This is a genomic window from Burkholderia sp. RF2-non_BP3, assembly GCF_001522185.1.
Lineage (GTDB): Bacteria > Pseudomonadota > Gammaproteobacteria > Burkholderiales > Burkholderiaceae > Burkholderia > Burkholderia diffusa.
In genome coordinates this window covers 89,498-109,621 of the sequence record NZ_LOSU01000063.1, presented here as the reverse complement: position 1 = coordinate 109,621, position 20,124 = coordinate 89,498, and the positions used below count along the sequence as shown (strand labels likewise).

Below are 20,124 nucleotides of genomic sequence, written 5' to 3'. Positions count from 1 at the left end.
GTACCGGATTTGTATCGCACTGTATCGGGAGCCGCTGCGGAAACATCGGATTGCAGAATGCCCCTGTTTCGGAAACATGCCGGATACGTGAGCGGGTTCTACTGTCGACATGCAGCAAACGTTCGGTGCGAGACGGTCGCAACGGACGCCGAGTGATCGATACCCCCAACTTCCGCCAAGGAGAAATCTCATGAAAGCCGCTCGAATCCTCGCAGTCGCCGTGCTCGCTTCGATCCCCGCATTGTCGTTCGCCGATACCGGCCACGGCCTCACGCGTGCCGACGTGCGCGCCGACCTCATCCGGCTCGAGAAGGCCGGCTACAACCCGGCCGGCAGTGACGCGCGTTACCCGGACGATATCGCCGCCGCGCAGAACGCCGTCGCCGCCGCGCAGCGGGTCGCGCGCTCCGACCAGAACGGCCCGTCGAAGTCGCAGGACGACAATGTGGCTGCCGCGTCCGCGCCTGCCGCCGCGCGCTACGCCGCGGCCGACCATCGCGCCGCGCGCAATGCGCGGACGGACGCCGACGACCTGTACGCACATTCGTGATGCATTGCCGCGCCTGCCGCACGCGGGCGCGGCCGCATCGGCAACACTTCAGATGAACGACACGACGGAAAGGAGCATGAAGATGATCGGTTTGACGAAACGGGTTCTGGTGTCCGCGGCGGTGCTCGGCGGGCTGTTCGGTGCGGTCGCGGCGCAGGCCGCGCCGAAGGAAGACCTGAAAGGCACGAACGTCGTGCTGGTGCACGGCGCATTCGCCGACGGGTCGAGCTGGAACCGCGTGATTCCGCTGCTCGAAGCGCGCGGCCTGCACGTGGTGTCGGTGCAGAACCCGCTGAGCTCGCTCGCCGACGACGCGGCCGCGACGAAGCGCGCGATCGACGAACAGAAGGGCCCCGTCGTGCTGGTCGGCCATTCGTGGGCCGGTGTCGTGATCAGCGACGCCGGCAACGACGACAAGGTGAAGTCGCTCGTCTACGTCGCCGCATTCGCGCCGGACAACGGCCAGTCGATCGCCGATGTCACGCAGGGGTTGCCGGCACCGTCGTGGGCCGGCGAGCTGCGCAAGGACGGCGGCGGCTTCGCGACGCTGTCGGACAAGGCGATCGCGCAGGATTTTGCGCCGGATCTGCCGCCCGCGCAGCAACGCGTCGTCGCGGCGACGCAAGGGCCGTGGTACGGTGGCTGCATTTCGGAGAAGGTCGCGCAGGCCGCGTGGCATGCGAAGCCGTCGTCGTTCGTCGTCGCGACGCAGGACCGGATGATCGATCCGAAGCTGCAGGAGGCGATGGCGAAGCGGATCGGCGCGACGGTCACGCGCGTGAACGGCAGCCATGTCGCGATGCTGAGCCAGCCGAAGGCCGTGGCCGACGCGATCATCGCGGCCGCGGAACGTGCGAAGCAGGATGCGCAGTGAGTGAATGCGGCGCCGCGTGGCGGATGACGTGGCGCCGTCGGTGATTGTGATGTCCTTTCACGAGGAGAAGTCATGACGCAGCAACTCTGGCAACTGTCGGCGACTGAAATTGCGAAGCGTGTGCGGCAACGTGAAGTGTCCGCGCGGGAAGTGGCGGATGCCACACTGGCGCGCCTCGAAGCGGTGAACCCGGCGATCAATGCGGTGGTCGAGCATCGTCCCGACGAGGTGCGGCGGCAGGCCGACGACGTCGATCGCGCGATCGCCCGCGGCGACGATCCGGGCCCGCTCGCCGGCGTGCCCGTGACGGTGAAGATCAACGTCGACGTCGCGACGTTCGCGACGACCAACGGCACGCGGTTGCAGGAAAACCTGATCGCGAGCGCCGACAGCCCGTCGGTGTCGAACCTGAGAAAGGCCGGCGCCGTGCTGCTCGGCCGCACCAATTCGCCGACGTTCGCGCTGCGCTGGTTCACGTCGAACCTCGTGCACGGCCATACGTACAATCCGCGCAACCGTTCGCTGACGCCAGGTGGTTCGAGCGGCGGCGCGGCGGCTGCCGTGGCCGCCGGGATTGGCCCGATCGCGCTCGGCACCGACATCGGCGGCTCGGTGCGCTATCCGGCCTATGCGTGCGGCGTGCATGGCATCCGGCCGTCGCTCGGGCGCGTGCCGGCATTCAATGCGTCAGGGCCGGAGCGTGCGATCGGCGCGCAACTGATGTCGACGACGGGGCCGATCGCACGCACGATCGACGATCTCGCGTTGGCGCTGCGTGCATTCGCCGCGCCGGACCCGCGCGACCCGTGGTACGTGCCGGTGCCGATCGACGGCCGCGCGGTGCCGAAGCGCGCGGCGCTATGCGTGCGTCCGCGCGGTCTGGAGGTCGTGCCCGAGGTCGAGGCCGCGCTGCGCGATGCCGCGCGACGGCTCGTCGACGCGGGCTGGACCGTCGACGAAATCGACGATACGCCGCCGATGCGCGAGGCCGCGCTGTTGCAGGAGCAGCTCTGGCTCGGCGACGGATTCGATGCGCTGGCGAACGCGGTGGCGAGCGACGGCGATCCGGGCGCGGCCGCGGTGATCGCCGCCGTGCGCGCCAAGGTGCGCGATCTGCCGGCCGACGTGATCAGCCGCGCGCTCGTGCGGCGTACGACGCTGACGCGGCAATGGCGGCTCTTTCTCGACGAATATGCGGTGTTGTTGTTGCCGGTGTCGTCCGAGCTGCCGTTTCCCGACGATCTCGATCGGCAAGGGCCGGAAGGGTTCGAGCGCGTCTGGGAAGCGCAGCTCACGCTGCGGGCGCTGCCGGCGATGGGGCTGCCGGGGCTCGCGGTGACGACCGGGATCGTCAACGACGTGCCGGTGGGCGTGCAAGTGGTCGCCACGCATCATCGCGAGGATCTGTGCTTGCTCGCGGGGCGCGACATCGAGGCGCGCGGCGCGCCGATCGTGCCGGTCGATCCGGTACGTTGATGCGGCGACGGGTGGCGTGCATCGACGATGCGCCACGCCCGTCGGCTGTCGTTCATCGATCCATCGTTCCATCGAAGCGCGCCATTCGACCCGGCGCGCGATTCCATTTCGGATTCCGTCACAACGACAACGCGCAGCGCGCGTCGCGTGCTGCATCGTTCCCGACCTCGCAGTCGCCGATCCTTTCAAGAACCTTCGATGCACGACATCGAACGGCCATCGCTCCACATCCTCCGCACGAAGCCGCACGAACCCTCGCCGATAGCGCGCGTCTGCTATTGCATTTCACGCGCCGCTGATTAGGAAATGAATTTTTATTGGTTCTGCTTCCCCGACCGCGCTCGCATAGTGGGGCTGACGGCTATAGACAGCAGGCAAGCTGCACCGGCCGCATTCCCGGCGTTTTTGATCATACGAATCTGCGAGAACAAGGAAGCGTGATGACGTTTGCATTGGAAGAACGAACCGCCGCCCAGCAGGCGCTCGAAGACGCCCGCGCGGCGGCCGCATCGGCGGGCACGCCGTACGCCGGTGGCGTGGCGCCGGAAGTCGCGTGGGCGCTGTTTTCCGTCGGCGACGCGTTGCTGGTCGACGTGCGCACCGCGGAAGAACGGAAATTCGTCGGCCACGTGCCGGAGTCGCTGCACGTGCCGTGGGCGACCGGCACGAGCCTGACGCGCAACCCGCGCTTCGTGCGCGAACTCGAAGCGAAGACCGGCAAGGATGCGGTGGTGCTGTTGCTCTGCCGCAGCGGCAACCGATCCGCGCAGGCGGCCGAAGCGGCGGCCAAGGGCGGCTTCACGCAGGTATTCAACGTGCTCGAGGGGTTCGAGGGCGACCTCGACGAACAGCAGCATCGCGGCGGCCGCAACGGCTGGCGCCATCGCGGCCTGCCGTGGGCGCAGGACTGAGTCACGGCCGATACGGGGAGAAGTCAGCATGGCCGCATTCGATATCGACGGCATCGTCCAGTCGCTCCAGACCGTGCGCCGCGCGTGGCGCGAGAAGCAGCGGCGCTCGCTCGAACCGGGCGGGCGCGACCTGCCGGCGCGCGAGGCGCTTGCGCAGATCATCGGCGCGCTGAAAGGCGTGCTGTTCCCGATGCGGCTCGGGCCGCCCGACCTGCGGCAGGAGAGCGAAAACCTCCATGTGGCCCACGCGCTCGACGCGGCGCTGAATGCGCTGCTCGCGCAGGTGACGCTCGAGCTGCGCTACGCGGCGCGGCAACGCAACGCCGACGCGCAGATCGACGAGGCGGCCGCCACGGCCGTTCAGGCCTTCGCGGCACGGCTGCCCGACATCCGCCGGCTGCTCGACAGCGACGTGCTGGCCGCATTTCATGGCGATCCGGCGGCGGGCAGTGTCGACGAAGTGCTGCTGTGCTATCCCGGCATCCTCGCGATGATCCACCACCGGCTCGCGCACGAGCTGTACCGGCTCGGGCTGCCGCTGCTCGCGCGCATCATCGCCGAGCAGGCGCATGCGGAAACCGGCATCGACATTCATCCGGGCGCCCGGATCGGCGCCGGCTTCTTCATCGACCACGGCACGGGCGTCGTGATCGGCGAGACCGCGATCATCGGCGAGCGCGTGCGCGTGTATCAGGCCGTCACGCTCGGCGCGAAGCGCTTCCCGCGCGATGCGGCCGGCCATCTGGAGAAAGGGCTCGCGCGCCACCCGATCGTCGAGGACGACGTCGTGATCTATGCGGGCGCAACGATCCTCGGCCGCGTGACGATCGGCCGCGGCGCGGTCATAGGCGGCAACGTATGGCTCACGCAGGACGTGCCGGCGGGCGCGAACATCACGCAGGCCGTGCTGCGCAGCGAGGCGAATGCCGCGCCGCACGCGCGAATCGAGCCGGCCGAGCCGGTATCCGACGCCCAGGTGACGACATGAGCGACCTGATCCAGCACTTCGGGGCCAACGTGCGCAAGCTGCGCGAAGCGCGTACGTGGTCGCAGGAGCAGCTCGCCGAACACGCGGGGCTGAACCGTTCGTACGTCGGCGAGATCGAGCGCGGCGAGGCCATTGCGTCGATCGTCACCGCCGACAAGATCGCGCGCGCGTTCGACGTGTCGATCTCGACGCTGCTGCCCGGCGTGTACGTCACCTGACGCATCCCGCTTCCCTTCCCGTTCGGTTGTGCCGTGTGACGGCTATAGCATGTTGAGCCGGCAGGTGCGTGCTTCCGATAATCACCAAGCGTCATAAGCAATCCCGTTTTTCATCTTAAGAACCCGGAGCCACACATGTCGACCGTTGCAAGCGGCACGGCCGCGCTGAGCGATCACGCCGCCCGCCAACTAGCGAACGCTACCAAGACCGTCCCGCAGCTTTCCACGATTACGCCGCGCTGGCTGACCCATCTGCTGCAGTGGGTGCCGGTCGAGGCCGGCATCTATCGCCTGAACCAGGTGAAGAATCCGGAAGCCGTGCGCGCCGCGTGCACGCAGCTCGAGGACGAAAGCGTGCTGCCGCAGACATTCGTGCCATACGAGGAACAGCCGCGCGAGTATTTCCTGAACGCGGTGAGCACGGTGCTCGACGTGCATACGCGGATCTCCGATCTCTACAGCAGTCCTCATGACCAGATCAAGGAACAGCTGCGCCTGACGATCGAGACGATCAAGGAGCTGCAGGAAAGCCAGCTGATCAACAACCCGGACTACGGGCTGCTCGCGAACGTGACCGACGAACAGCGGATTTTCCCGCTGACGGGCGCACCGACGCCGGACGACCTCGACGAACTGCTGACCAAGGTGTGGAAGGAACCCGCGTTCTTCCTCACGCACCCGCTCGCGATCGCCGCGTTCGGCCGCGAATGCACGCGGCGAGGCGTGCCGCCGCCGACGGTCAGCCTGTTCGGCTCGCAGTTCCTCACGTGGCGCGGCATTCCGCTGATCCCGTCGGACAAGGTGCCCGTCGCGGACGGCAAGACCAAGATCCTGCTGCTGCGCGTCGGCGACAAGCGCCAGGGTGTCGTCGGCCTCTATCAGCCGGGCGTCGCAGGCGAGCAGGGGCCGGGCCTGTCGGTGCGCTTCATGGGGATCAACAACCAGGCGATCGCGTCGTACCTGATCTCGCTGTACTGCTCGCTCGCGGTCCATTCGCCGGATGCGCTGGCTGTCCTCGATGACGTCGAAATCGCCAAGTACCATGACTATCCCGACACCTACCGTTAATCCCGGCTCGGCCGGCAGCGACGCGCTCGCGTTGCCGCACGCGCCGCTGCCGGCCGGCCTGCCCGACCCGGCGGCGCTCGCGCGGCTCGCGTCCGAGTTCTTCGCGACGCCGCCCGGGCAGGCCACCGCGCCCGGGCTGTCGGCGGGCAGCGGGGCGGTCGGCGGCGTGCCGTCGGCGTTGCCGGCGGCCGCGCCGATCCTCGCGTCGGCGAGCAATCCCGCGCCGGGCGGCTCGCCGCTCGCGGGCCCGGGCGGCACGGGCACCGGCGTGCCGGGCTTCGCGCTGCCGCAAGGCAAGGCGCCCGGCGCGAACCTCGCGCCGTCCGCGCCGACGCACGTGCTGTCGCTTGGCAATCGCGTGCCCGCGCTCGCGCCGCATGCGGCCGCGCAGAACGGGCTGCCCGACAACGCGGTGTCGATCGCGCCCGCGTTCGAACCGCGCGTCGGCGGCGCGGCGCTCGGCGTGCCGCAGGCGAATGCGGCGGTATCGGAGGGCGCGGTGAAGGCTGCGCCGGCCGCGTCGCCGTATTACTTCACCGACGGCTCGCTGCAGGGCTGGCAGGCGACGCCGCAGGACATCGTCGTGCCGTCGAACGGCCTCGCCTCGCCGGAAGCGTTCGGGCTGCCGGGCGACGATGCGCTGCGCGACCTGCTCGCCGTGCAGCGCGACGTGCCGGTGTCGCGTGCATCGGGCGCGGACGTGCCGCGTTACTTCATCGACGATGCGCATGCCGCCGAGCCGCAGGGCAACCTGCATCGCGGCGCGCACCCGCCGTTCGACGTGAACGCGATCCGCCGCGATTTCCCGATCCTGCAGGAACGCGTGAACGGCAAGCAGCTGGTCTGGTTCGACAATGCCGCGACGACGCACAAGCCGCAGGCCGTGATCGATCGTCTTGCCTATTTCTATGCGCACGAAAACTCGAACATCCACCGCGCCGCGCATGCACTGGCCGGCCGCGCGACGGATGCGTACGAGCATGCGCGGGACACCGTGCGGCGCTTCATCGGCGCCGCTTCGCCGGACGAGATCGTGTTCGTGCGCGGCACCACCGAGGCGATCAACCTGATCGCGAAGACATGGGGCGTGCAGAACGTCGGCGAAGGCGACGAGATCGTCGTGTCGCATCTCGAGCATCACGCGAACATCGTGCCGTGGCAGCAGCTCGCAGCGCTCAAGGGCGCGAAGCTGCGCGTGATTCCGGTCGACGATTCGGGGCAGGTGCTGCTCGACGAATACCGGAAGCTGCTCAACGACCGCACGAAGATCGTGTCCGTCACGCAGGTGTCGAATGCGCTCGGCACGGTCGTGCCGGTGAAGGAGATCGTCGAGCTCGCGCATCGCGCGGGCGCGAAGGCGCTCGTCGACGGCGCGCAGTCGATCTCGCACATGCGCGTCGACATGCAGGCGCTGGATGCGGATTTCTTCGTGTTCTCCGGGCACAAGATCTACGGTCCGACCGGCATCGGCGTCGTGTACGGCAAGCGCGCGATCCTCGACGACATGCCGCCGTGGCAGGGCGGCGGCAACATGATCGCGGACGTGACGTTCGAGCGCACGGTATTCCAGCCGCCGCCGAACCGGTTCGAAGCCGGCACCGGCAACATCGCGGACGCGGTGGGGCTGGGGGCCGCGCTCGACTACGTGAGCCGCGTGGGCATCGAGAACATCGCGCGCTACGAGCACGACCTGCTCGCGTATGCGACGAGCGTGCTCGCGCCGGTGCCGGGCGTGCGGCTCGTGGGCACCGCGCGCGACAAGGCGAGCGTGCTGTCGTTCGTGCTGAAGGGCTATGAGACCGAGGAGGTCGGGCAGGCGCTGAACGAAGAGGGCATTGCGGTGCGCTCCGGCCATCATTGCGCGCAGCCGATCCTGCGACGCTTCGGGCTCGAGGCGACGGTGCGGCCGTCGCTCGCGTTCTACAACACGTGCGATGAAGTCGACGCGCTCGTGAGCGTCGTGAGAAGGCTGGCGGCGCGACGCTGAGACACGCGGCACGCGAAAAGGCCGCTTGCGACTCCCGGCAACGGGGTGTCGCAAGCGGCCTTTTTTTGTGGCGAGGCCGGCGCGTGACGGCGCTCAGCGCCCGGCCAGCATCCGCCCGCCGAGCCCCATCAGCAGCAGCCCGGCCGTCGTGTCGAGCACGGCCTTGCGCCGGATCAGCAGCCGGCGCACCGACGGGTGCGACGCGAGCAGCGCCATGGTGCAGTACCACGCGCCCGAAATTCCGATCGACAACACGACGACCGCGAGATCGAGCCACGCCGGCGCATGGGCCGGCACCATCAACGCGAAGATACTGCCGTAGAACGCGACGGATTTCGGGTTCGTCATGCTGACCACGTAGCCCTTCTTCGCGGCATGCCAGTCGGAGGACGCGGCCGGCGCGGAAACCGCGGGCGGCGTGCGCGCGGTCAGCACCATTTTCAGGCCGAGCCAGATCAGGTATGTGGCGCCCGCGAGCCGCAGCGCGGTGTGCACCCAGGCGACGTGGGTCACGAGCAGGCTGAGGCCGGCGATCGCGATCGCCGCCCAGGTGCCCGATGCGGCGGCGAGGCCGAGCCCGGTCATCACGCCGGCGCGGCGTTGCGCGACGGCGGTCGACGTGACGATCACGAAGTTCGGGCCCGGGCTGGCCACGCTCAGGAACAGGACGCCGGCGAGCGGCAAAAGGGTGGCGAGGGTGGTCGACATGGCTTGGGCGGCAAAGCGACGGAAGGGGCGTTCATCTTACCCCGGGCGCGACTCACCGGTCGCCGCACGGCTGCTTCCACGATTGTTGAGCGTATTGGAAAGGTCCAATCCGGAAGCAGCAATAGGTGCCGCGAATATGACCGATTATTCTCCCGAGCGCTATACCGGCAGTCCGACACGAATGCTGTCGGACTGCTTACAAAATCGATCGCTCAGGGAGGCCTTTCATGAAACGCATCGTCGTATCCGGTGGTGTCGGCGCGGTATTCGTCTTGACAGCGGCGTCGTCCGCATTTGCGCAGAGTTCCGTCACGTTGTATGGCCTCGTCGATACGGCGATCCGTTATCAGACGAACGCCGGCCCCGACGGCAAGGACCTGATCGGAATGACCGTCGGCCCCGAAACGCACAGCCGTTGGGGCTTGCGCGGCAGCGAGGATCTCGGCGGCGGTCTGTCGGCGATCTTTCGTCTCGAGAACGGCTTCGAGCTCGGCGACGGCAAGCTGCACGTCGCGAACACGCTGTTCAGCCGGCAGGCATACGTCGGCCTGTCGAGCGACCGGTACGGCTCGCTGACCTTCGGCAACCAGTACGCCCCGCTGTACGACACGATGGGCGACGTGTTCGATCCGATGACCGTCGGCGACTACTGGCAGGACAGCTGGGCGTACAACGGCATCGGCAATTACCTGACCGTGCCGAACTCGGTGAAGTACAAGTTCTCGTACAACGGCTTCAGCATCGATGCGATCTACGGGCTCGGCAATCATGCCGGCGCGATGGGCCTCGACAGCACGTACGGTGTCGAGCTGACCTATGCGCAAGGACCCGCGTCGATCAACGCCGGCTACCAGCAGACCTCGGTGTCGTCCGTGAACGGCAGTGCGGTCAACGGCGCGAAGGTGAACTTCCTGCACGTGAGCGGCGCGTATCAGGTCACGCCGTCCGTGCGCCTGCTGGCCGGCTGGCTGCACGGTCAGGACAAGACGGGCACGACGGACTTCAACATGCAGCAGGCCGGCGCGCCCACGCTCGCCGGCGGCAGCCCGAATCGTATCGACGATACGTTCTACGTCGGTGCGAACTGGCAGGCCACCGCGCCGCTGCTGATCACGGTGGCCGGCTATTACGGCCACGCGCGCAACGCGGAGCGGCTCGACGGCACGCTCGGCTCCGGGATCAATTACTCGGCGACCATGCTGGCCGAGTATGCGCTGTCGAAGCACACGGAGGTATACGGCACGGTCGATTTCGCACGCGGCAACGGCGCGTTCGCGGCCGACTACCCAGGCGCCACCAACCGGCTCACCGGCAAGGTCGACCAGATCGGCAGGACCAACAACGTCGGGGCCGCGATCGGCCTGCGCCAGATGTTCTGACGACGGCGCGCGGGGCGGGCGCGTACGAAAAAACGCGTGGCGACCGCTGCCGCCACGCGTCGTGGATCGAAGCGCGCGGTCGCCCGGCTCGGGCGTGCGCGCTTGCCGGCGTCAGAAATCGAACCCCGGACCGCCTGCGCCCGGACCGCCCGGCACCGCAGCCGGCGCCGCATCCTTCGGCGCTTCGAACACCGTCGCATCGGTCGTCAGCAGCAGCCCCGCGACCGACGCCGCGTTCTGCAGCGCGGTGCGCGTGACCTTGGTCGGATCGAGCACGCCCGATTCGACGAGGTCGCCGTATTCACCGGTCTGCGCGTTGTAGCCGAAGTTGCCCGAGCCCTCCGCGACTTTCGCGACGACCACGCTCGCTTCCTCGCCCGCGTTCGTGACGATCTGGCGCAGCGGTTCCTCGAGCGCGCGCAGCACGATCTTGATGCCCGCGTCCTGGTCGGCGTTCGCGCCCTTGAGTGCGCGGATCGCCTGCCGCACGCGAATCAGCGCGACGCCGCCGCCCGGCACGATGCCTTCCTCGACGGCCGCACGCGTCGCGTGCAGCGCATCGTCGACGCGATCCTTCTTCTCCTTCACCTCGATCTCGGTCGCGCCGCCGACCTTGATCACCGCGACGCCGCCCGCGAGCTTGGCCACGCGTTCCTGCAGCTTTTCACGGTCGTAGTCGGAGGTCGCTTCCTCGATCTGCACGCGGATCTGCCTCACGCGCGCCTCGATGTTCTTCGCATCGCCCGCGCCGTCGATCACGGTCGTGTTTTCCTTGCCGACCTCGATGCGCTTCGCCTGGCCGAGCTCGGCGAGCGTCGCCTTCTCGAGCGTGAGGCCCGTCTCCTCGGCGACGACCTGGCCGCCGGTCAGGATCGCGATGTCTTCCAGCAGCGCCTTGCGACGATCGCCGAAGCCCGGCGCCTTGACCGCGACCGTCTTCAGGATGCCGCGGATGTTGTTCACGACCAGCGTCGCGAGCGCTTCGCCTTCGACGTCTTCCGCGATGATCAGCAGCGGCCGGCCCGACTTCGCGACCTGTTCGAGCACCGGCAGCAGGTCGCGGATGTTCGAGATCTTCTTGTCGTGCAGCAGGATGTACGGGTTCTCGATTTCGGCGATCTGCTTGTCGGCGTTGTTGATGAAATACGGCGACAGGTAGCCGCGATCGAACTGCAGCCCTTCGACGACGTCGAGCTCGTCGGCGAGCGACTTGCCGTCCTCCACGGTGATCACGCCTTCCTTGCCGACGCGGTCGATCGCCTCGGCGATGCGCTGGCCGATCGATTCCTCGCCGTTCGCGGAGATCGTCGCGACCTGCGCGATTTCCTTGCTGGTGGTGGTCGGCTTGCTGATCTTCTTCAGCTCGTCGACGGCCGATGCCACCGCCTTGTCGATCCCACGCTTCAGGTCGAGCGGATTGAGCCCGGCCGCGACGTATTTCTGGCCTTCGCGCACGATCGCCTGCGCGAGCACGGTGGCCGTCGTCGTGCCGTCGCCGGCCGCGTCGCTGGTGCGCGACGCGACTTCCTTCACGAGCTGCGCGCCGGCGTTCTGCAGCTTGTCCGCGAGTTCGATTTCCTTCGCGACCGACACGCCGTCCTTGGTGACGACGGGTGCGCCGAAGCTGCGTTCGAGCACGACGTTGCGGCCTTTCGGCCCGAGCGTGACCTTCACCGCATTGGCGAGGATGTTGACGCCTTCGGTCAGCTTCGCACGGGCGACGTCGCTGAAAATGATTTCCTTCGCTGCCATGATTGCACTCCGTTATTGACTGACGACCGCGACGATGTCTTCCTCGCGCAGTACGAGGAATTCGTTGCCGTCCACCTTGACGGCCTGGCCTGCGTACTTGCCGAACAGCACGCGTTCGCCGACCTGCAGGTCGGGCACGATGCGCTGGCCGTCCGCGTCCTTGCGGCCGGGGCCGACGGCGATCACTTCGCCCTGGTCGGGCTTTTCCGCGGCGCTGTCGGGGATCACGATGCCCGAGGCGGTGGTGGTTTCCTGGTCGAGTCGCTTCACGATGACCCGGTCGTGCAAGGGGCGTAGGCTCATCTGTCCGTCCTGTTCTGTTGCGTCGAAATTGGCTGGCACTCTTTGATGGAGAGTGCTGACGAGTATAAAAACGCGGGACGGCGCGATCCAATAACGGATTCCGAATTGCATTTGCGTGGATGCGCTATGGGAGCGTCGACGACGCGGCGCAGCGCGGTACGCGGATGCCGGGTACCGGCACGGGAGAGTGCGATGTAGAGACGGCAGCGAGGAGAAGGCGGCGTGCGCCGCCTTCATCCGTTACGACGCGACGCGAATCACGACCTTGCCGAAATGCTGGCCCGACTGCAGGTACGCATACGCTTGCGGCGCCTCGTCGAAACCGAACACGCGATCGACCACCGGCTTGATCCGTTTCGCATCGACGAGCCGCACGACGTCGTCGAGCATCGCGCGGCTGCCGACCATGAGGCCATGCAGTTTCCGAATGCCGCCGATCAGCGACAGCAGCCCGAGTTCGGGGCCGCCGAAGCTGCTGAGGCCGCCGATGACCGATACGATGCCGCCCAGCTTCGTCGCGGCGACCGAGCGCGCGAGCGTATCGCGTCCGCCGACTTCGATGACGAGGTCCGCGCCCGCACCGTCGGTGAGCCGCAGCACTTCATGCTGCCATTCGGGCGTCGTGCGGTAGTTGATCGTTGCGTCCGCACCGAGTGCGCGGGCGCGTTCGAGCTTGGCATCGCTCGACGAGGTCACGATCGTGCGCAGTCCGGCCGCATGCGCAAGCTGCAGCGCAATGATCGATACACCGCCCGTGCCGAGCAGCACGACCGTCGCGCCCGGTCTCAGCCCGCCGTCGACGAACAGCGCATTCCACGCGGTAATGCCCGCGCACGACAGCGTCGCCGCTTCGTCGTAGTCGAGATGCGCAGGAATCCCGACGAGTGCGGTTTCGTCGGACACGAAGTGCTCGGCCAGCACGCCGTCGAATTGCGCGCCGGGCGAACCCGAGACTTTCTGCGGCGTGGGCGGCCCGTCGATCCAGTGCGGGAAATACGTGTTGATCACGCGATCGCCCGGCTTGAACCGCGTGACGTCGCGGCCGGTTTCGACGACTTCGCCGGCGCCGTCGGCGACGGGTATCAGCGCGTCGGTGCCGATGCCGAGATAGTCGCCGCGCGCGAACATCAGGTCGCGGTAGTTCAGTCCTGCCGAGTGGATTTTCACGACGACGTCGGTCGGCCCGACCGGGCGAAGCGTCGCGTCGATGCGCCGGAGCCCGGCAATGCCGTCCCCCGGTTTGATTTGCCATGCGTGCATGTCGGCTCCTTTTTCGAGATGGACCGGACTATCATAGTGTTGCGCAACGGGACACATTGGCGAGAATTCGGCCAACGATTGTCGCCGGCACGGACACAGACCAGTCATTCCATCGGAGCGGAACTGCATGGACGAGCGATTGAGAGGCATCGTCGAATTCGTCGACGTCGTGGAGTCGGGCAGCTTCGCGGCGGCGGCGCTGCGCCTCGGCATGACGCGCTCGGCCGTGGCGAAGATCGTCGCGCGTCTCGAACAGCGGCTCGGTGCGCGGCTCTTGCAGCGCACGACGCGCCAGCTCGGCCTGACCGACGAAGGACTCGTCTATTACGAGCAGTGCCGGCGGTTGCTGGCCGAACTCGGCGAGACGGAGGCCGCGCTCGACGCGGGCCGGCGCGAGCCGACCGGGCGCGTGCGGATCAGCGTGCCCGTGCTGTTCGGCCGGCAATGCGTGGCGCCCGTCGTGCGGCGCCTCGTCGAGCGTCATCCGCGGCTTGAAATCGACGTGTCGTTCAGCGATCGCCTGGCCGACCTGGTCAACGACGGCTTCGACATCGCGGTGCGCATCGGCGAGCTTGCGGATACGAGCACGCTCGTCGGGCGGCGGCTTGGCGTACAGAGGATGGGCATTTGCGCATCGCCGGCGTATCTCGAACGTCATGGCCGGCCGACGGGATCCGACGAGCTCGCGTCGCACGTCGGCATCGCGTATTCGCGCGGCGGGCAGCCGACGCCGTGGCGGATCATCGGCGCGGACGGCGCGGTGCACGACCATCGCCCGGCCGGCCGCCTGCGATTCGACGACCTGCAGGCGATCGCGGACGCGGCTGCAGCCGGCGCGGGCCTCGCGTGGCTGCCGTGCTGGCTGATGGCGCCGTACGTGCGCGACGGGCGTCTCGCGCTCGTGATGGACAGCGACAGCGTGTCGGGCGCCGAAGTGTTCGCGGTGCGGCCGGCGTCGCGCAATGTGCCGATGAAGGTGCGCGTCGTCATCGATGCGTTTGTCGACGAGATTCCGCGCATGCTGGCGTCGGACGACGCCGACGGCGAGCGCGTGCTGCCGCGCAGCGTTCACGCTACGTAGCCACGCCGCACGACGTGGCCGCCGCCATCGCGTTCCTGCTGTCCGACGATGCGGCGATCGTCACGGGGCAGGTGCTCGCGGTGGACGGCGGCGGCGGCCTCGGCGGACGCGGCTGACGCAACGCGTGCATGACGGCGAGCCGTAAAACAAGGACCGGCGTGCATATTCCCCGTTCCCGTTAGCATGTGACGAATCCGACTTTGGGCGCCGCGCGGGCGCCGCTAAGATCGCCGATCCGTAATCGAGCGTTCGACAAAATGAAAAAGTCCGCGTCGCCGTTGCATGCCTTCCGTTTCCGTGTCGTCTGCGCCGCCATTGCCGGCACGTTGTCGCTCGCGTCGTGCGGGGGCGTCGACAGCGATGCGCCGTCGCAGTCCGCCGCGACACCACCGCAGGCCGCGAAACGCCCGAACATCCTGTACATCATGGCCGACGATCTCGGCTATTCCGACATTCACGCATTCGGCGGCGAGATCAGTACACCGAACCTCGACGCGCTCGTCGCGTCGGGCCGCATCCTGTCGAACCACCACACGGGCACCGTATGCGCGATCACGCGCGCGATGCTGATTTCCGGAACCGATCACCACCTCGTCGGCGAAGGCACGATGGGCGTGCCGACCGACGAGCGGCGCGGGTTGCCGGGATACGAGGGCTACCTGAACGATCGCGCGCTATCGTTCGCACAACTGCTGAAGGACGCCGGCTATCACACTTATATCGCGGGCAAGTGGCACATCGGTTCCGGGATCGTCGGCAGTGCGACGGGCAGCGGACAGACGCCGGACCAGTGGGGCTTCGAGCGCAGCTACGTGCTGCTCGCCGGCGCGGCGACGAACCACTTCGCGCACGAACCGGCCGGCTCGTCGAACTACACGGAGGACGGCAGCTACGTGCAGCCGGGCCAGCCCGGACAACCGGGCGGCGCGGGCGGCAGTCCGGCCGTGTTCTATTCGACCGACTTCTATACGCAGAAGCTGATCTCGTACATCGATTCGAACAAGCAGGACGGGAAGCCGTTCTTCGCGTACGCGGCCTACACGTCGCCGCACTGGCCGCTGCAGGTGCCGGACCCGTGGCTGCACAAATATGCGGGCGTGTACGACGCCGGCTACGACGCGATCCGCAACGCGCGGATCGCGCGACAGAAGGCACTCGGCCTGATCCCCACCGATTTCAAGCCATTTGACGGCCTTCCGGAAACGACGTCGGCATCGCCTGCCACGGCGAACAACGGCACCGCGAACGCGAAGTACATCAGCGCCGTGCATTCGGCAGCCGATGGCTACAGCGACTACGGCACCGGCAAGGTCGACAAGCTTTGGTCGAGCCTGAGCCCGGCCGAGCGCCGCGCGCAGGCGCGCTACATGGAGATCTATGCGGGAATGGTCGAGAACCTCGACTACAACATCGGCCTCTTGATCCAGCATTTGAAGGACATCGGCGAATACGACAACACGTTCATCATGTTCCAGTCGGACAACGGCGCGGAAGGCTGGCCGATCGACTCCGGCGCGGACCCGACGGCGACCGACACCGCGAACGGGCAGGACCCGGTCTATTCGACGCTCGGCACCGACAACGGCAAGCAGAACGCGCAACGGCTGCAATACGGGCTGCGCTGGGCCGAAGTGAGCGCGACGCCGTTCCGGCTCACGAAGGGCTATTCGGCCGAAGGCGGCGTGTCGACGCCGACGATCGTGCGGCTGCCGGGGCAGACGCGGCAGTTGCCGACGCTGCGTGCGTTCACGCACGTGACCGACAACACGGCGACGTTCCTCGCGGTCGCGGGCGTCACGCCGCCGTCGCAGCCGGCGCCGCCGCTCGTGAACACGTTGACGGGCGTCGATCAGAACAAGGGCAAGGTCGTCTACAACAACCGCTACGTCTATCCGGTGACGGGGCAGTCGCTGCTGCCGGTGCTCACCGGCTCGGCGACGGGCGAAGTGCATACGACGCCGTTCGGCGACGAAGCGTACGGCCGAGCGTACCTGCGCAGCGCCGACGGCCGCTGGAAGGCGTTGTGGACCGAGCCGCCGCTCGGGCCGCTCGATGGTCACTGGCAGCTGTACGACCTCGCGGCGGACCGCGGCGAGACGACCGACGTGTCCGCGCAAAACCCGTCGGTGATCGGCACGCTCGTCGACCAATGGAAGACCTACATGAGCAACGTCGGCGGGGTGGAACCGCTGCGTCCGCGCGGCTACTACTGAGGACGGCACGATGCGGTTCCGCTTCCGGACACTCGCCGCGGCGTTCGCGGCCACGCTGTTCGCGGCTGCGTTCGCCGTCGGCTATGCGAGCCCGTCGGCGTTACCCGGCGGCGCCTTCGACGACGCGAATCGCGGCCGCACGCTCGCGCCGCTCGGCTCGGAACGGCAGTGCGAGCGCTACTCGGGGTTGCCGGCGAAGTGGCGCGACGACCCGAAAGCCGGGATGGTGCACCTGAGCGGCGGCGCGTTCGTGTTCGGCAGCACACGCGGCTATGCGGACGAGCGTCCGGCGGGCGACGGCAAGACGCGTGTCGGCGGCTTCTGGATCGACCAGACCGACGTGACGATCGCGCAGTTCGCAGCGTTCGTGCAGGCAACCGGCTACGTGACCGAGGCCGAGCAGCAAGGCGGCGCGGCGGTGTTTCATGTGCCGACGCGCGACGAGTTGAGCGCGCGTGACCTTGCGTGGTGGACGTGGGTGAAGGGCGCATCGTGGCGGCAGCCACGCGGCCCCAGCAGCAACGTCGACGGGCTCGGCAACCTGCCCGTCACGCTCGTCACGCAGCGCGACGCGCTCGCGTATGCGCACTGGCTCGGGCGCGACCTGCCGACCGAAGCCGAATGGGAATACGCGGGCAAGGCCGGTCGCGACGACGCATCGCTCGATGCGGCGCCGCGCGACGCGCAGGGCAAGCCGGCCGCGAACTACTGGCAGGGCGCGTTCCCGGTGCTCGATACGGCCGAGGACGGCCACGCGGGGCTGGCGCCAGTCGGCTGCTACGCGGCGAACGGCTTCCGCCTGTACGACATGATCGGCAACGCATGGGAATGGACCAAGGACGCATACACGGGTCCGCATCAGTCGCATACGAACGGCGACACGGCGGCTGTCGCACCGCCGACGCGCCGGCACGACACGCCGATGGTGATCAAGGGCGGTTCGTTCCTGTGCTCGCGCGATTACTGCGTGCGCTATCGCGCGTCGTCGCGTGAACAGCAGGAAGCGGATCTCGGTGCATCGCATATCGGGTTCCGCACGATTCTGAGGGATGCGTCATGAAGCGAGTGATGTATCGCGTTGCCGCGTCGCTGATCGTTGCATGCGGTGTCGCCCATTCGGGCTGGATCGTTGCGGCCGAAACCGTCACGTCGACGATCCGCGTCGGCGTGACGCGCGGCGTGCACGCGGACATCCTAGACGAGGTGAAACGCGTCGCGGCCACGCGCGGGCTGGGTGTCGACGTCGTCGAATTCGACGACCCGTCGCGCATCGATGCCGCGCTCGCGGACGGCGAGATCGACGCGGCGAGCTTCGAGGACGCGCAGCGCCTTGCCTCGACGCGCACGGCGAAAGGCTATGCACTGACCGCTGTCGCGCCGACCGTCACGTTGCCGATGGCGCTCTATTCGCGCAAGCTAAGGAGTCTGAACGATTTGCAGCCAGGTGCGACGGTTGCGATCCCGGCCGATCCGCGCGGAATGACACGTGCGCTCGTGCTGCTGCAGAACGACACGCTCGTGACGCTGCGCGAAAAGGCCGGCCTGCATGCGACGCTGCGCGACGTGACGGGCAACCGGCTTGCGCTGAAATTCGTGGCCCTGCGCCGTGACCGGCTGCATGCGGCGCTCGACTCGGCCGCGTTCGTCGCGATGGACAGCGAGGACGCGGCGCGCGCGGGGCTGCAGCCTGCGCGCGACAGCATCAATCTCGAGGATGCACGCTCGCCGTATGCGAACGTGCTGACCGTGCGCGACGCCGACCGCGCGAAGCCGTGGGTCGCGCAACTCGTCGCCGCGTATCACTCGGACGACGTCGCACATTTCATCCTGACGCGCTACCAGGACTCGGTGCGACGGCCGTGGTAGACGACTATCGTCTCGCGTGCAATGCGTGCGGACGCTGCTGCAACGGCGCGTGCCGCGTGCCTTACACTTGCCGCTCTTTCAACCGTCTCCGATGGAGCGCGCATGTACGCCTCGACCTTCATTTTCCGCGCAGGGCAATACGACGACGAGTTTCACCGGCTCGACCGCCAGATCGCCGACATGGCGCGCGCGACGCACGGCTACCTCGGCGAGGAGACGTGGGAGAACACCGAGGCGGGGCTGATCCAGAACGTTTACTACTGGGAATCGGAGGCGGCGCTGCAGCAGTTGATTCGGCATCCCGCGCATCTGGAAGCGAAGGCGAAGCAGGCGCGCTGGCTGGACGGCTATCGCGTGGTGATCTCGCAGGTGTTGCGCGAGTATGGCGACGGCAAGCTCGCGCAGCCGCGTGCGGGGCAGCCGGCGTAAGCCGATCGCCGAACGGGCACTTCAGGCGCCGTGCGTGATCCGCACGGCATCCCCACACCACCTCAAAGCGCCTCGACCAGCAACCGGTTGCTCTTCTCGCAATACTCGTGACACGCAGCCCGCGCCGCGATCGACGCGCCGTGCACGAACTTCGGCGCATCCGCCCGCCGCGACATCGACACGACGATCGACGGCGGCGACGGCTGCAGCGGCAGTTCGACGACCTCGCCGCTGGCGATCAACGCATCGACGAACAGCACCGGAATCGCCGCCACGCCGAAGCCGTCGCGCACGAGCTGCACGATCACCGAGATCGACGGCGAGCCGGTGATGCGCGTCTCCGACAGCGGCACGCCATGCGCGTGCGCGAGCGTGCGCACGATGTCCTCGAGCGCACGGTGGGGCGCGGTGCCGCGCCCGTAAGTCAGGATCGGCTGGCGCAGCACCTGCCGCGCCAGCCCCGTGCGCGCGGTCGGGAGCAGCCCGGCACGCGCGATCCAGCGCACCGGATAGTTCGCGAGCGCGTCGCAGACGACCGATGCCTCGTCGCTCCCCTCCACGCGAATGATCAGATCGAGCTCGCCGGCCATCAGCCGGCGCTGCAGCACGACGCTGACGTCGACGGTCAGGTCGATCTCCAGTTGCGGATAGTCGGCGGCGAGGCGGCGCAGGTAATGCGGCAGCCAGCTGTGCACGACCGTCTCGATCACGCCGAGCCGCAGCTTGCCGCGCAGCGCGCTTTCGCCGGCCGCGGCGGCCTGCAGCTCGTGCGTGGCCTCGACGACGGCCTTCGCATAGCCGAGCAGATATTCGCCGTTCGGCGTGAGCCGGAACTCGCGGCTGTCGCGATCGACGAGCACGGTCTGCAATTCATCCTCGAGCGCCTTCAGGCGCTGCGAGATCGCGGCCGGCGTCGCGTGCAGCGCGGCGGCCGTCGTGCGGAAGTTGCGCAGCTTCGCGAGCGTGACGAAGGTTTCGAGGAAACGCGTGTTCATGGCGGTCGGCAAGTCGTTGGGCGCGCAGCTTGCCCCGCTGAAAAAATGAACGGGACCGGGGAAAAC

At 67.9% G+C, this 20,124-nt stretch carries 19 protein-coding genes and 1 pseudogene; 15 read left to right on the top strand and 5 right to left on the bottom strand.

The window, feature by feature from the left end; translation table 11 throughout:
• Positions 1-190: 190 nt before the first annotated feature.
• The 8 genes from WS45_RS28940 to WS45_RS28905 all read left to right on the top strand — a co-directional run bounded on the left by WS45_RS28940 (position 191) and on the right by WS45_RS28905 (position 8,072).
• Positions 191-550 (top strand): DUF4148 domain-containing protein, encoded by a 360-nt coding sequence (locus tag WS45_RS28940; RefSeq protein ID WP_059702863.1) that lies wholly within the window; start codon positions 191-193, stop codon positions 548-550.
• 82 nt (positions 551-632) lie between these two features.
• On the top strand, positions 633-1,424 hold the full coding sequence (locus tag WS45_RS28935) for an alpha/beta fold hydrolase (RefSeq protein WP_059702948.1): 792 nt from the start codon (positions 633-635) through the stop codon (positions 1,422-1,424).
• Positions 1,425-1,496: 72 nt separating this feature from the next.
• Positions 1,497-2,900 (top strand): amidase family protein, encoded by a 1,404-nt coding sequence (locus WS45_RS28930; RefSeq protein ID WP_059702861.1) that lies wholly within the window; start codon positions 1,497-1,499, stop codon positions 2,898-2,900.
• A 440-nt stretch (positions 2,901-3,340) separates the two neighbouring features.
• A complete protein-coding gene (locus WS45_RS28925; RefSeq protein WP_059532174.1) occupies positions 3,341-3,811 on the top strand; it encodes a rhodanese-like domain-containing protein in 471 nt (156 codons plus the stop codon).
• A 28-nt stretch (positions 3,812-3,839) separates the two neighbouring features.
• Entirely contained in the window at positions 3,840-4,799 is a 960-nt protein-coding gene (epsC, locus tag WS45_RS28920; protein ID WP_059449205.1) for a serine O-acetyltransferase EpsC, read from the top strand.
• Entirely contained in the window at positions 4,796-5,017 is a 222-nt protein-coding gene (locus WS45_RS28915) for a helix-turn-helix domain-containing protein (RefSeq protein ID WP_006749621.1), read from the top strand. The genes epsC and WS45_RS28915 overlap by 4 nt, the downstream gene beginning before the upstream one ends.
• A 135-nt stretch (positions 5,018-5,152) precedes the next feature.
• On the top strand, positions 5,153-6,085 hold the full coding sequence (locus WS45_RS28910) for a family 2A encapsulin nanocompartment shell protein (RefSeq protein ID WP_034205507.1): 933 nt from the start codon (positions 5,153-5,155) through the stop codon (positions 6,083-6,085).
• A complete protein-coding gene (locus tag WS45_RS28905) occupies positions 6,060-8,072 on the top strand; it encodes a family 2A encapsulin nanocompartment cargo protein cysteine desulfurase (RefSeq protein ID WP_059702859.1) in 2,013 nt (670 codons plus the stop codon). The genes WS45_RS28910 and WS45_RS28905 overlap by 26 nt, the downstream gene beginning before the upstream one ends.
• Positions 8,073-8,165: 93 nt before the next feature.
• Here WS45_RS28905 and WS45_RS28900 read toward each other — a convergent pair whose 3' ends face one another.
• Positions 8,166-8,780 (bottom strand): LysE family translocator, encoded by a 615-nt coding sequence (locus tag WS45_RS28900; protein ID WP_059702857.1) that lies wholly within the window; start codon positions 8,778-8,780, stop codon positions 8,166-8,168.
• Positions 8,781-9,007: 227 nt separating this feature from the next.
• On the opposite strand from WS45_RS28900, the gene WS45_RS28895 reads away from it, so the two are divergent.
• Positions 9,008-10,159, top strand: coding sequence for a porin (locus tag WS45_RS28895; RefSeq protein WP_059702853.1), 1,152 nt, complete (start codon positions 9,008-9,010; stop codon positions 10,157-10,159).
• 111 nt (positions 10,160-10,270) lie between these two features.
• Here the strand turns inward: WS45_RS28895 and groL are convergent, their stop codons facing one another.
• The 3 genes from groL to WS45_RS28880 all read right to left on the bottom strand — a co-directional run bounded on the left by groL (position 10,271) and on the right by WS45_RS28880 (position 13,474).
• A complete protein-coding gene (gene groL, locus WS45_RS28890; RefSeq protein ID WP_059702851.1) occupies positions 10,271-11,911 on the bottom strand; it encodes a chaperonin GroEL in 1,641 nt (546 codons plus the stop codon).
• Positions 11,912-11,923: 12 nt separating this feature from the next.
• Positions 11,924-12,214, bottom strand: coding sequence for a co-chaperone GroES (locus WS45_RS28885; protein ID WP_059532162.1), 291 nt, complete (start codon positions 12,212-12,214; stop codon positions 11,924-11,926).
• 240 nt (positions 12,215-12,454) lie between these two features.
• Positions 12,455-13,474, bottom strand: coding sequence for a zinc-dependent alcohol dehydrogenase family protein (locus tag WS45_RS28880; RefSeq protein ID WP_059702850.1), 1,020 nt, complete (start codon positions 13,472-13,474; stop codon positions 12,455-12,457).
• Positions 13,475-13,601: 127 nt separating this feature from the next.
• On the opposite strand from WS45_RS28880, the gene WS45_RS28875 reads away from it, so the two are divergent.
• The 6 genes and pseudogenes from WS45_RS28875 (at position 13,602) to WS45_RS28855 (ending at position 19,063) form a co-directional block, all read left to right on the top strand.
• Positions 13,602-14,555 carry a LysR family transcriptional regulator gene (locus WS45_RS28875; RefSeq protein WP_059702848.1) on the top strand — a complete coding sequence of 318 codons (954 nt, stop codon included), beginning with the start codon at positions 13,602-13,604 and terminating at the stop codon, positions 14,553-14,555.
• Positions 14,556-14,557: 2 nt separating this feature from the next.
• Positions 14,558-14,671 (top strand): annotated as a pseudogene (locus tag WS45_RS34340) (SDR family oxidoreductase); the annotation flags it as partial.
• A gap of 141 nt (positions 14,672-14,812) precedes the next feature.
• Positions 14,813-16,768: an arylsulfatase gene (locus tag WS45_RS28870; protein WP_059702845.1), complete on the top strand. Its 1,956-nt coding sequence runs from the start codon at positions 14,813-14,815 to the stop codon at positions 16,766-16,768.
• A gap of 10 nt (positions 16,769-16,778) precedes the next feature.
• The gene (locus WS45_RS28865) at positions 16,779-17,828 is read left to right on the top strand and encodes a formylglycine-generating enzyme family protein (protein WP_059702843.1); all 1,050 of its coding nucleotides are present in this window, start codon (positions 16,779-16,781) and stop codon (positions 17,826-17,828) included.
• Positions 17,825-18,634, top strand: a complete 810-nt coding sequence (locus tag WS45_RS28860) for a MetQ/NlpA family lipoprotein (protein ID WP_059702841.1) — start codon at positions 17,825-17,827, stop codon at positions 18,632-18,634. The genes WS45_RS28865 and WS45_RS28860 overlap by 4 nt, the downstream gene beginning before the upstream one ends.
• Positions 18,635-18,736: 102 nt before the next feature.
• The gene (locus WS45_RS28855) at positions 18,737-19,063 is read left to right on the top strand and encodes an antibiotic biosynthesis monooxygenase family protein (RefSeq protein WP_059702839.1); all 327 of its coding nucleotides are present in this window, start codon (positions 18,737-18,739) and stop codon (positions 19,061-19,063) included.
• 62 nt (positions 19,064-19,125) lie between these two features.
• Here WS45_RS28855 and WS45_RS28850 read toward each other — a convergent pair whose 3' ends face one another.
• Positions 19,126-20,058 carry a LysR family transcriptional regulator gene (locus tag WS45_RS28850; protein WP_044847290.1) on the bottom strand — a complete coding sequence of 311 codons (933 nt, stop codon included), beginning with the start codon at positions 20,056-20,058 and terminating at the stop codon, positions 19,126-19,128.
• Positions 20,059-20,124: the final 66 nt, after the last annotated feature.